Origin of the sequence: Variovorax sp. Sphag1AA, from assembly GCF_014192575.1 — a bacterium.
GTDB lineage: Bacteria > Pseudomonadota > Gammaproteobacteria > Burkholderiales > Burkholderiaceae_C > Variovorax.
In genome coordinates, this window is record NZ_JACHYC010000007.1 from 239,601 (window position 1) to 252,085 (window position 12,485).

10 protein-coding genes are annotated in these 12,485 nt (G+C 62.3%); 8 read left to right on the top strand and 2 right to left on the bottom strand.

Annotation, left to right across the window (positions count from 1 at the left end):
• Positions 1 to 5 precede the first annotated feature (5 nt).
• Positions 6 to 611 carry a glutathione S-transferase N-terminal domain-containing protein gene (locus FHW64_RS27085; RefSeq protein ID WP_184531328.1) on the bottom strand — a complete coding sequence of 202 codons (606 nt, stop codon included), beginning with the start codon at positions 609 to 611 and terminating at the stop codon, positions 6 to 8.
• 32 nt (positions 612 to 643) lie between these two features.
• The gene (locus FHW64_RS27090; protein WP_184531329.1) at positions 644 to 2,122 is read right to left on the bottom strand and encodes an aldehyde dehydrogenase; all 1,479 of its coding nucleotides are present in this window, start codon (positions 2,120 to 2,122) and stop codon (positions 644 to 646) included.
• Between the two features lie 490 nt (positions 2,123 to 2,612).
• Between FHW64_RS27090 and FHW64_RS27095 the strand changes: the two genes are divergently transcribed.
• From FHW64_RS27095 to FHW64_RS27130, 8 genes are all read left to right on the top strand, one after another.
• Positions 2,613 to 3,614 (top strand): tripartite tricarboxylate transporter substrate binding protein, encoded by a 1,002-nt coding sequence (locus FHW64_RS27095; RefSeq protein ID WP_184531330.1) that lies wholly within the window; start codon positions 2,613 to 2,615, stop codon positions 3,612 to 3,614.
• Between the two features lie 81 nt (positions 3,615 to 3,695).
• Positions 3,696 to 4,040: a carboxymuconolactone decarboxylase family protein gene (locus FHW64_RS27100; protein WP_184531331.1), complete on the top strand. Its 345-nt coding sequence runs from the start codon at positions 3,696 to 3,698 to the stop codon at positions 4,038 to 4,040.
• Positions 4,037 to 5,362, top strand: coding sequence for an NAD(P)-binding domain-containing protein (locus FHW64_RS27105; protein ID WP_184531516.1), 1,326 nt, complete (start codon positions 4,037 to 4,039; stop codon positions 5,360 to 5,362). The genes FHW64_RS27100 and FHW64_RS27105 overlap by 4 nt, the downstream gene beginning before the upstream one ends.
• A 3-nt stretch (positions 5,363 to 5,365) precedes the next feature.
• Positions 5,366 to 6,439, top strand: a complete 1,074-nt coding sequence (locus FHW64_RS27110; protein ID WP_184531332.1) for an amidohydrolase — start codon at positions 5,366 to 5,368, stop codon at positions 6,437 to 6,439.
• A 281-nt stretch (positions 6,440 to 6,720) separates the two neighbouring features.
• Positions 6,721 to 8,319 carry a GMC family oxidoreductase gene (locus FHW64_RS27115; RefSeq protein WP_184531333.1) on the top strand — a complete coding sequence of 533 codons (1,599 nt, stop codon included), beginning with the start codon at positions 6,721 to 6,723 and terminating at the stop codon, positions 8,317 to 8,319.
• A 38-nt stretch (positions 8,320 to 8,357) separates the two neighbouring features.
• Positions 8,358 to 9,800 carry an NAD-dependent succinate-semialdehyde dehydrogenase gene (locus FHW64_RS27120; protein WP_184531334.1) on the top strand — a complete coding sequence of 481 codons (1,443 nt, stop codon included), beginning with the start codon at positions 8,358 to 8,360 and terminating at the stop codon, positions 9,798 to 9,800.
• A 67-nt stretch (positions 9,801 to 9,867) separates the two neighbouring features.
• A complete protein-coding gene (locus tag FHW64_RS27125; protein WP_184531335.1) occupies positions 9,868 to 10,857 on the top strand; it encodes an aldo/keto reductase in 990 nt (329 codons plus the stop codon).
• A gap of 296 nt (positions 10,858 to 11,153) precedes the next feature.
• Positions 11,154 to 12,395: an amidohydrolase gene (locus FHW64_RS27130; RefSeq protein ID WP_311733372.1), complete on the top strand. Its 1,242-nt coding sequence runs from the start codon at positions 11,154 to 11,156 to the stop codon at positions 12,393 to 12,395.
• Positions 12,396 to 12,485: the final 90 nt, after the last annotated feature.

Genomic DNA, 12,485 nt, shown 5'->3' on the forward strand with positions numbered 1-12,485 from the left:
ACTGCCTACTTCTGGCCACGATGGCGAGTCGATGCGAAGCTGACGCGCCCGCTGAACTCGCCAAACCATTCGGCAAGCTGCGGGGCCGCCTCGCGCCACGCGAGCTCTGCGAACCGATAGTCGAGCCAGCCTAGGGCGCATGCTACGGCGATCGAGCCGATGTCCACTCCCGCCGGGGGCTTCGATTCAAGAGATGCGATTGCGCGAAGAACCTTGGCTGTCTGTGCTTGCACCCAGTTGCCGTACCGGAAGGCCACTGGCCTAACCTGCTCAAGCCGCACGAGTTGTGCTGCCTCCAATAGGCCGTTGGCCAGTGCGTTGTACCGTAGTGCGTGCCAGCGCGCACTACGCTCGGCTGGAAACCAGACGGTATCGCCGGCCAACACGCTGAGATATTCGCAAATCACGTCGGAATCGAAAAGTGCCATGCCTTCGTCCGTGACGAAGGCGGGAATCTTTCCGAGCGGATTGATCGCCAATACGCCCTGATCGGGCTCGTAGGGGGAGTGATTGACCAACTCCTTCTCGATGCGACCCTCGAGCCCGAGCTCGATCGCGAGGACCATTACCTTGCGAACGTAGGGCGAATTGGGGCCGAACTTGAGCTTCATGAGGGGGAGCGCTGCCAGATTGTTCCCGCCGGTCAAAGCTTCATCGCGAACGGATCGCGTTCCTCGTCAGAGAAGTTGATCATCACGTTCTTTGTCGTTGTGAAGGCGTTCAAGGCCTCCTCTCCGCGCTCGCGGCCGGAGCCGCTGTCCTTGACGCCGCCGAAGGGTGCCTGGGCGGCTGCTGCACGGTACGTGTTGACCCAGACCATGCCCGCGTGAATCTCGCGCGAGACCCGCAAGGCGCGAGAGACGTTGGTGGTCCAGATGCCCGCCGCAAGCCCGTATTTCGTGTCATTTCCGATAGCGATGGCCTCTTCCTCCGTGTCGAAGGGGATGATCGAGAGCACAGGGCCGAAGATCTCCTCCTGCGCGACAGCCATCGAATTGCGCACCTCCCCGAAAATTGTGGGCTCGATGAAGAAACCCCGGCCGAGGTCTGGTCCGGAAGCTTCCTTGCCGCCCGTGAGCAGTCGTGCTCCTTCCTTGATCGCACCCTCGATCGACTGCATGATGCGCTCGAACTGGGGTTGATTTGCTGCCGTTCCCATTTCGGTCTTCGGATCGATAGGATTGCCCATCTTGATCATCTTGGCACGCGCGACGAGCGTCTCGGAGACCTCCTCATAGACTTTGCGCTGCACGAGCAGGCGAGAGCCTGCGATGCAAGACTGCCCCGTCCCCCCATAGATGCCCGCGAGAGCGCCGATGGTCGCCTTCTTGATGTCTGCGTCCTCGAAGATGATGTTGGGCGATTTGCCGCCAAGCTCCATCGTGACGGGAACGAGCAAGCGACCGGCGGTAGCAGAGATTTCCCGCCCGACGCCTGGGCTGCCCGTAAAGGTCACATGGTCGACTCGGCCGCTAGTGAGCAGTGCCTTGCCCACGCGATAGTCACCTGTCACAACGTTGACAACGCCAGGAGGGAACCCCGCCTGCTCGATCAGCTTGGCGAATTCGAGCGTCGTGCAGGAGGCCTGTTCCGAGGGCTTGATGACGATGCAATTGCCGGCAGCGATCGCTGGCGCCAGCTTGTTCGACAGCAGGTGCATGGGGGAATTCCACGCCGTGATCGCCACCACCACCCCCACCGGCTCACGACGCGTGTAGTTGAGGACGTCCCGCTCATCGAGCGGCATGCTCTGGCCCCACAGCTTGTCCGCGTAGCCCGCGTAGAAGCGGTACGCGCGCGCCGCAAAAAGCTGCTGCGAACGAGTTTCACGGATCACCTTGCCGTTGTCAGTGCTCTCGAGCACGCTCATGCGATCTGCGTCGGCCTGAAGGAGGTCAGCCAGGCGGTTCAAAAGCTTGGCGCGCTCCAAGCCCGAAGTCTTGCTCCAGTGGGTGTCGAACGCGCGTCGCGCCGCCGCTATCGCCTCGGCCACCTGAGCATCGGTCGCCTGCGGCACCATCGCCCAAGGCTCTCGAGTGTAAGGATTGATCGAGGGAAAGAGCTCCTGGTCGGCTTCGGCTAACCATTTTCCATCGATGAAGAGCTTGTACGCGTTTGTCATGGCTGTGCTGGAAGAGTGTGTTGAGTTGCTGGTGGCAGAGGCCGAGTTGATGGCCTCGAGGAGGGGCTGCAGGCCAACTGCGCTCGGGCGCAGTCGGCCTGCAGCCTCATCTTCTCTGTGCGCGGGATGGAATCACAACTTGAGTGATTGCAATGCGCATGCCAATCGCGTCCGTCCTACATCGTCGTCGCGCAAGCTGGTGGCTTGCCTCCCAGGCCGCCCTCAGCGATGAGCGACGAGTCCTTGCTCGCGGAAGACAAGTGTGTGCGACGGGGACGGTCGTGTCGTTGCAGCAGACATCGCGCGTGAGTTTCAAGATTCGCGGCCCCCCTATTCGCGCAACACATTCGAGGGAATGTCGGCCCTTGTCCTTTGGAGCTCGAGTGGCATGCAGTTTGCACCGCTTGCGAGTACGAGCGCGAGAAGCGCACCTGGCGGCCACGCGCCGAGGCGGAATTTTCAGTTTTTGCATACCTAGAGAAGGAGACAGATGATTGATCCGAAACAGCGACCGACTGCAATGACGCGCCGGACCGCGCTAGGCCTTGGCGTGGGGCTCGTTGCGGGCCTTTCCGGCGGTGCGGCGATTGCGCAGTCATATCCCTCGAAGCCGATCCGCATCATCGTGGGCTTCGTCCCGGGCGGTTCTACGGATTTCGGCGGGCGCATGATTGCGGCGGGCCTTGCAGATGCGCTGGGTGTCTCCGTCGTGGTGGAGAACAGGGCCGGCGCCACGGGCGTCATTGCAACCGAGTACGTCGCCAATTCGCCTCCGGATGGCTACACACTGTTGGTCGGCACGGCTACGCCGGTCATCATTGCGCCGCAGGCGATGGGTCGCCAATCATTCAATGCCTTGACAGACTTGACGCCCGTCAACATGGTCGGAGAGTCGCCGATGGCGCTTGCGGTGAACCCGAAGCTTGGCGTGAAGCGGCTCAAGGACCTCGTGGCGCTTTCCCGCACGCGTCCAGTCACCGTCGGCACATCCGGTGTGGGCGGTGCGCTTCACCTGCTGGTCGAGAGCCTGATCCAATCGACAGGCGGCAATTTCGTGGTCGTGCCCTACAAGGGAACCGGCCCCACCGTCACCGATGCCATTGCCGGCCACATCGACGCCACTGTCTCGGATATTGGCTCGTTCCTGCCTTTCCACAATGACGGAAAGCTGCTCGTGTTGGGGATCGCTTCTGAGAAGCGTATGGACGCACTTCCTGACATTCCGACGTTGCAGGAAGACGTGCCAGGGACCGTGATGGTCAGCTGGACTGGGCTCTTCGCTCCCGGGAAGACGCCCAAGCCCATCATTGACACCTTGAATGCAGGCCTCATGAAGATGATTGCGCGAGACGATGTGCGCAAGCAGTTCGTGAAGGCGGGTGCCACGGTGTACGCGCAGGCGAATCCAGCAGCGTTCCAAAAGCTGGTGGCGAATGACTACCAACGCTTTGGGAAGCTCATCAAGGAGCGCGGCATCGTTATCAAGGAATGATGCACACGGCACTTGAGGCCTTTTCCTGACAGATAGACCGGGTCCGATGGACCCGCCCGAACCAACCATCTGGAGTAACTTGTGACACTGCCTACCGCATCTTCTGAATCTGCCCGCATCTATGAACAGGTGCCGGAGCTTGCACGCCTTCGCAAGGATGTGCTGCTCGGCGACGTTTGGGAGCAGCCCGAGCTTTCGCGGCGCGACCGCATTCTCGTGACGCTTGGCGTACTCGCCGCCGGCGGCAAGATCGACGAGATGAAAGCCTGGATGTCCCGTGGTCTGGAAGCCGGGATCACGCTCGATGAGCTGCGTGGCCTGATCGTTCAAGTCACCTTCTACGCAGGATGGCCCGCAGGCCTCGCTGCCGGCCGGGCCGCGCTTGCACTGTTCGAAGCCGAAGGCAAGCAAGGGACAGTGAAATGAGGGTGGGGTATATCGGCCTCGGTTCGATGGGCGGCGTCCTCGCACGTCGCCTTGTAGGCGCGTACCCCCTCACGGTCTGGGACCTCAATGAAGGGGCGGCCGAAACGTTCAAGGAACTGGGAGCCACAGTCGCCCCTACGGCGGCTGACCTCGCGCGCGAGTGCGACATCATCCTGCTATGCCTGCCACGGACGTCGGATGTGCGCAAGCTGATGTTCGGCGCTGGCGGTCTGGCCGAAGGTTTGTCCGCTGGCAAGCTCGTGGTGGACCAAACGAGCGGCGTGCCAGGCGAGACCGTGGTGATCGCCAACGAGCTGGCCGAGCGCGGAATCGCCATGATGGACGCGCCGGTCTCCGGTGGCGTGGTCGGTGCAGCCTCTGGCACGATCACGATCATGGCGTCGGGGACGCAGGCGGACCACGACCGAGCTCTCCCGGTGCTGAAAGCGATCAGCTCCAACGTGTTTCGTTGTGGCGCACGCGTGGGTGACGGGCAAGCGATGAAGCTCGTCAACAACCTGCTGAGCGCCGGGTGTCGGCTTGCGGCGCTCGAGGTCGTGGCGCTCGGAAGAAAGCTTGGACTGTCGCTCGCGGCAATCACAGACGCAATCAACAGCGGCCCGGCTTGCAATCGCACGACGAAGGTCACGCTGCAAGGCATCGTTGATGGAAAGGCGGCGGTCTCCAACTTCGCCATGGCGCTGATGCTCAAGGACATCAGCCAATCCATTCAGCTGGGGAAGGTCTGCGGCGTGCCGACGACGTTGGCGAACATCGTGCGGGGACTGCTGCAGATCGGGGTGAGTACGCTGGGCAAGGACGTGCAGTTCGACCGTGTCATGGGATTGATCGAGTCAATGGCGGGAACGCGCATCGTCGATCCAGCCGATGCTGAGGAAGGTCCCTATCCGAACGCACAGGTGGCAGGAGAGAAGGAACTCCATCTCATTCAGAACGCGGTGGCAGCTTGCAACCTCCTGCTGACCTACGAGGCTGCTTCGATCGCCGTCGCCTACGGGCTCAAGCTCTCTGACGTCGACATGCTGATCAACAAGAGCACTGGCTGGAGCGCCGCTTCGGAGCGAATTCTGCCTTCGCTCTCGTCTGCCAAGACGACCTCTACCGTGAAGCTGCACGCAATGGTGGACGATCTGATGCTGGTCAGCCAACTGGCCATTGAGCAAGGCGCTCCGATGCTGATTGCCAGCACAGTCGGTAGTCTGTACGAGATCGGCGCGCACAAGCTTGGACCTCAGGCCAGCATTGATTCGATGGCCAAGCTCTACGAGTCCATGGCTGGCATTGCATTTGAGGGGGCCTGAGACATGGCCAACGAATCGCGCTCTTCCGCTACCCCGCAAGCTACGTCTCTATTCACGGCCACGCGCGCGCCGGACCATGCCTGGTTGGACCGTGTGCCCGCAGAGGCCCCGATCGAGCCGGAGCTGGCGATTGTCGATCCACACATGCACCTCTGGGATCACAAGACCGGGTACAGGTACTTCGTACCTGAGTTTGCACGCGACGTCGCGGCTTCGGGTCACACCATCGATGCAACGGTGTTCATCGAATGCCATGCGATGTATCGTGCAACTGGGCCCGAGCATCTGCGCTGGGTAGGAGAGACGGAATTCGCAGTCGGAATGGCGGCGATGGCAGCAAGCGGCAAGTACACCAACTGTCAGGCTGCGGCCGCCATTGTTGGCTACGCGGATTTGACCCTCGGGGATCGGACGCGCGCAACCCTTGAAGCTCACGTCGAAGCTGCCAACGGTCGCTTTCGGGGCGTGCGGCAGCGCGGCAAGTGGGACCCGGATCCGGCCGTGAATGGTCCGGTCGGCGCGGATCGCACGGGCGTATACCTGGAGAAGGAATTCGGAGAGGGCATTGACTTGCTGACCTCGATGGGATTGTCATTCGATGCCAGCGTCTTTCACACTCAACTCTCGCAGGTTACCGCGCTCGCGCGGGCCCATCCGGACGCGACGATCGTGCTGGTGCACACAGGTAGTCCGCTTGGGCATTCGTCATATGTGGGCAGGGAAGCGGAGGTTCACGCCAACTGGTTGGCCGGCATGAAGGAACTCGCCACTTGCCCCAATGTGTCGGTCAAGTTGGGTGGGCTCCTGATGTGCCTTGGAAATTTTGACTTCAGCACTGCGGAGATCCCGCCCACCTCGGAGCAACTGGAGCGATTGTGGCGACCCTATCTTGAGCCGTGTCTCGAGCTTTTCGGGGCGGAGCGCTGCATGGCCTCGTCCAACTTTCCCGTGGAGAAGGCCGGCATGCCGTACGGGACAGTCTGGAATATGTTCAAGCGCTTGATCGCTGGCTGTTCTCTCGAGGAGAAGAAGCTGATCCTCGGCGGCACCGCGCGCCGCATCTACCGCCTGCCATGACTCGCACTGCATCGATAGTCGCGCAGAGTTTGAAGGTATGTCCTGGAAGGCAATCGAGGTCAGGACCTTCGTGCTGCCGGCCAGCATGTCGGCACTTCTGCTCGAGCTTGCAGCCGTAGCAACGACGAGAAGGTGATCGCAAGCGGTGAGATTTACCCCCGGGAGGTATCGCCACCAAGGCATACGGCACCTGAAGAGTCTGCCGTCGGCCATGAACGGGCTCCATCGCTTCACCCGCGACCACTTCCAGTGGGGCTCGCATGGCCCCCAAGGAGATGAATTTGAGTGAGTTTGACTATGTGGTCGTTGGGGGTGGCGCTGCCGGAGCAGTCGTAGCGCGACGTTTGGTAGACAGCGGGGCGAGCGTTCTGCTGCTGGAAGCAGGCAAGTCTGATCGACATCCCTACGTGCGTGTTCCAGCGGGATTCTTTCGTGTCCTTAAATCCGGCCATTCCAGCTGGGGCTACAAGATCGAGCCGCAAGCGGGGCTCGGGGGACGCAGCTTCGACTATCCGCGTGGCAAGGTTCTCGGCGGCAGTGGCGCAATCAACGGTCTCGTCCAGTCCTGGGGCCTGCCATACGACTATGACCGTTGGGCCCGGGATGGTTGCGAGGGATGGTCGTTTGAAGACGTGCGGCCCTTCTTCATGCGTTCGGAGAGCTATGCATCCGGCGATCCCACCAAGCGAGGACGGGACGGTCCCATAGTTGTGTCCGACTACGCCGATTTGCATCCGGTTGCGCGAGATTTCCTGCGAGCCGCCGCCGAAACCGGGTTACCCGTGCTGGCGGACTACAACAGCGACTATCGCGCGGGGGTGAGCCAGGCCCAGCAGACTCGAAACGGCCGGTTCCGTGAGACGACCGCTACGGCCTATCTGCGGCCTGTCATGGGGCGCTCCAACCTGGCAATCAAGACCTCCGCGTTGGTCTGCTCCATCGATCTGGATGCGAGCCGGTGCGCCCGTGGCGTCACTTATCGGGTCGATGGCGTGGAGCAGACGGCCACGGCGCGTAGAGAAGTGATCGTATGTGGTGGAACAGTGAACACCCCACACTTGCTGAACCTGTCCGGCATCGGCCATGGTGAGCAGCTTCAATCCGCCGGTATAGCGGTCAGGCACCACTTGCCAGGCGTCGGACACGGGATGCAGGATCACTACACATCCAAGCTTGTACGGCGACTGCGCGGCATGACCACGTTGAACGAGCAGGGCAGGGGTCTGCGCCTCATGGCCGAGGTTTGCAACTACATGGTGCGTGGCAAGGGAATCCTTACGGCCTCCCCATCGTTTGTCACAGGCTATCTGAAGAGTTCGCCCGAACTCGACATCCCGGATCTCCAGATCTCGTTCATTCCGGCGAGCTTCGAGCTCGGTGGCAAGTTTGTCCTTGAATCGAAGCCAGGAATGTCGATGGGAGTCTGGCAGATGCGTCCGGAGAGTCGCGGGCATATCCGGACGATATCGCCGCGACCGGAAGTGGCTCCGATCATCTCACCCGGCTACCTGCAGTCGGCAGTCGACCAAAAGTGCGTGGTGGCCGGATTGCGCTGGGCTCGGCGCCTCCTCTTCGCGAAAGCCTTCGCTGCCTACGGCGCCGAGGAGGTGATGCCAGGGGCTGAAATGACGACGGACGAGCAACTGCTGGACTACGCGCGGCGCGCGGGCGGCACAACCTATCACCCGGTCGGTTCCTGTCGAATGGGAACCGATGACCTGGCGGTGGTGGATAGGGAACTTCGCGTGCGCGGCGTTCGTGGGCTGCGCATTGCGGACGCCTCGGTCATGCCGTACGTCACTTCCGGCAACACCCACGCGCCGACGGTGATGATCGCGGAGAAAGCCGCGGACCTCATTCTTCGCAAGCTACCGGCTTAGGCGGCGCTGCGGCACAACCACCCATCTGGAATACACGAATGCGAGACAGTCAGATCTATCAAGTCCCCCTACTCGTCAACGGCAAGGAACTCACCGGCGAAGGCCGTGAGCGCCGCGCCATCGTCAATCCCGCGACTGGCGAAAGCATTGGCGAACTCACGCTGGCAAGTCTGGCAGACATCGACCTTGCGGCCGAAACGGCACGGGCCGGCTTCGAAGCCTGGCGTGGTCACACGCCGCTGGCGCGCGCCAACATCCTCGCCGCAACGGCCAGCACCATGCGCGCGGACGTCGAGCGCCTGGCCTCGCTTCTGACATCGGAACAGGGGAAGACGCTGAAGGAAGCACGCGCCGAAGTTCTGGGGTCGGCCGACTTGGTCCAATGGCTCGGCGAGGAAGGCAAGCGTCTCTACGGGCGTGTGGTGCCTTCCCGGTTCCCACATATGGAGCAACTGGTTCTGCTGGATCCTGTGGGCCCCGTGGCCGCATTCTCTGCGTGGAACTATCCAATATCCCTGGCGGCGCGCAAGATTGGTCATGCGCTCGCGGCGGGATGCTCGGTGGTGATCAAGCCCGCCGAGGAATGCCCGAGCGCAGTGCTTGCGCTCGCCCGGATGTTTCACGCGGCCGGTGTTCCGCCCGCTGCGTTGCAGGTGCTCTTCGGCCATCCGGCACAGGTGTCGGAACGACTGATCTCATCCCCGTACATCCGCAAGATCACCTTCACCGGGTCGACGAGTGTCGGTCGTCACTTGGCAACGCTGGCCGGCGCTGCGCTCAAGAAAGTGACCTTCGAGCTGGGGGGGCATGCGCCCGTGATCGTGATGGACGATGCTGACATCGACGCTTTTGTCGCAGCAGCCGTCGCGAGCAAGTATCGCAATGCGGGGCAGATCTGCACCGCGCCGAGTCGATTCTTCGTGCACGAGCGCGTGTACGAGCGCACTGTCGATGCGTTTGTTCAACGCGCGAAGTCGCTGACCGTCGGCGACGGTGCCAATGGCGAGACGGACATGGGGCCGCTTGCCCAGGGCCGGAGGGTCTCGGCGATGGAAGAGCTGACGCATGACGCGCTCACCCATGGAGGTCGGATCCTCACCGGTGGGCCAGGTCGCAGTGGTGGGGGGTACTTCTGGCATCCCACTGTATTGACGGATGTGCCCGATACGGCGCGACTGATGCGGGAAGAGCCCTTCGGGCCTGTCGCATCATTCCAGCCTGTCAACGGCCTGGAGCACGCGCTTCGCGCGGCGAACTCGACCGAATATGGACTGGCGGGCTACGCGTTCACATCGACCATCGCGAGCGCACGCCGCATCCAGGAAGGCCTGCGCGTAGGCATCGTTGGGTTGAACACCTTCACACCCAGCGTGCCCGAAATGCCGTTTGCCGGCGTTCGCGACAGCGGCATGGGGGCCGCCATGGGCTACGAAGGTCTGATGGAGCATATGAACGTGAAAGCAGTGTTCCGCGCCGGATGATCGTGCGATATCCGAAGTGGAGTCGCTGCTCTCATGGACTTGCGGTCTGAACAGAAAGGAATTGCAGATGGAAAAGCGAAAACTTGGCCAAAATGGTCTCGAGGTCTCAGCCCTCGGTTTTGGCTGCATGGGGCTGAACTACGGCCGTGGATCTGACCTAAGCCAGGAAGAAGCTGTGCAACTGATCGGAGCGGCCTTCGATCGCGGGGTGACCTTCTTCGATACGGCGGAGGTGTATGGTCCCTTCACCAATGAGGAATTTCTCGGGGAGGCCATAGCGCCATTTCGGGGTCGCGTGGTCATCGCGACGAAGTTCGGCTACCAGTTCGACGAGCAAGGTCGCGAGGCAGGGCTTAACAGCAGGCCGGAGCAGATCCGGGCGGCGGCCGAAGGGTCTCTGCGCCGACTCAAGACCGACGTGATCGATCTCTACTATCAGCATCGCGTGGACCCGAACGTGCCCATCGAGGACGTTGCCGGCACAGTCAAGGACCTGATCCGCGAGGGCAAGGTGCTGCACTTCGGTCTGTCCGAGGCAGGGGTCCCTACTATCCGTCGCGCGCATGCCGTCCAGCCCGTTGCCGCCCTTCAGAGCGAATACTCGCTCTGGTGGCGCGAACCGGAAGCCGAACTCTTGCCCGTACTGGAGGAGCTCGGCATCGGCTTTGTCCCCTTCAGTCCGCTCGGTAAAGGCTTCCTCACCGGCGCCATCAACGCGCAGACGCAGTTCGATCCTAGCGACCGCCGCAATGGCATTCCTCGCTTCTCGTCCGAAGCGCGCGCCGCCAATCAGTCGCTAGTAACGCTTATCGGCCAAATTGCGCAGGAGAAGAATGCAACGCCCGCACAGATTGCACTCGCTTGGTTGCTGGCCCAGCATCCATGGATCGTACCCATCCCGGGCACGACCAAGCTGCATCGCCTCGACGAGAACCTCGGTGCAACGGACGTTGAGCTCTCGAGCGCCGACCTGAAAAGCATTCAGATCGCGCTCTCCGAAGTCGTGATTCAGGGCGACCGGTATCCGGCGCACCTGCAGCGGCAGGTGAATCGCTGACCGCCGCGGGTGTTGCTTCGCACCAGGCAAATTCGGAAGCCAGCTTCGTTACTGCGAAATTGACATTGCTTCCGATCCATACAAGCCAGTGCCTGGAGGCTATTCGCTGCCCCGAATAGCCTTGTGGGTTCTCGAACCTCCCCTTCAACCCTTCTTCACGGACCTCACCGATGTCACGCCGCGAATTCCTGCGACCCAGCACCTTCCTTCCCGTCGTCCTGACTGTCTGCGCAATGGGTGTCTAGGCACAGTCGCCGTCTTCCGCTACCGCGGCCGCTCCGGCGCCCGCCCTGGCGGTGCCGCTGTACCCGCAGATGGCCGAGTGGACCAAGGCGGTGGAGCAGAAGGTCATAGCCTGGCGGCACGACATTCACCAGCACCCGGAACTGGGCAACCAGGAAAAGCGCACCGCCGCACTGGTGGCCGCGCACCTCAAGTCGCTGGGCTACGAAGTGCGCGAAGGCGTCGCCGTGACCGGCGTGGTGGCCACGCTCAAGGGCGGCAAGCCCGGCCCCGTAGTGGCGCTGCGCGCTGACATGGACGCTCTGCCGGTGAAGGAGCAGGTGGACCTGCCGTTTGCCTCTAAGGCCCGCACCACCTGGGACGGCAAGGAGGTGGACGTGATGCACGCCTGCGGCCATAACGGCCACGTCGCCATCCTGATGGGCGTGGCCGAGGTGCTGGCGGGCATGAAGGAGCAGTTGCCCGGCACCATCAAGCTGATGTTCCAGCCGGCCGAAGAGAAGCTGCCCAGTGCCGAGATCGGCGTCGCGCGTCGCATGCTGGCCGAAGGTGCCTTCAATTCACCCAAGCCCGACGTGGTGTTCGGCCTGCACCTGGTCTCGTTCCTGAACACCGGCGAGATCGGCTACAAGCCCGGTCCCATTACCGCCAGCTCCGACACCTTCAAGGTCAGCGTCAAGGGCCGTCAAACGCATGGCTCGCAGCCCTGGTTGGGCGTGGACCCGATCGTGATCGGCTCGCAGATCGTGCTGGGCTTCCAGACCATTGCCAGCCGTCAGGTCAACGTGACCAAGGAGCCCTCGGTGCTCAGCGTGGGCACGTTCCAGGCTGGCACCCGCTACAACATCATTCCCGACAACGCCGAAATGAGCGGCACCCTGCGCACCTACGACGACGAGATGCGCAAGTTCTACATCAAGCGCATGGGCGAGACGGCCGAGCACATTGCGCAGAGCGGCGGCGGCGAGGCGCATGTGCACTTCGAGGCCGATGGCTACGCGCCCACCATCAACGACGCCAAACTCACCGCTCAGATGACACCCAGCCTGGAGCGAGTTCCCGGCGGCAAGGCTATGGTCATTCCCAAGGGCACCGGCGGCGAGGACTTCTCCTTCTTCGCACAGCAGGCGCCGGGACTGTTCGTGATGATTGGCGCCACGCCGGTCGGCAAGGACGCCAGCAAGGCCGAGCCCAATCACTCGCCGCGATTCTTCGTCGACGAGTCCAGCTTGCTGTTGGGCGTGCGCACGCTCTCGCAGCTGAGCGTGGACTACATGGCGATGGCGCAGAAGTAAGCAGCGCGCTTCGCAAGGAAAGCCACCTCTGCGTGGGAAGCCGCACAGCGGAGCTGCAACTTGGGACCCTCTGGGAAGGACTGCTCAGGC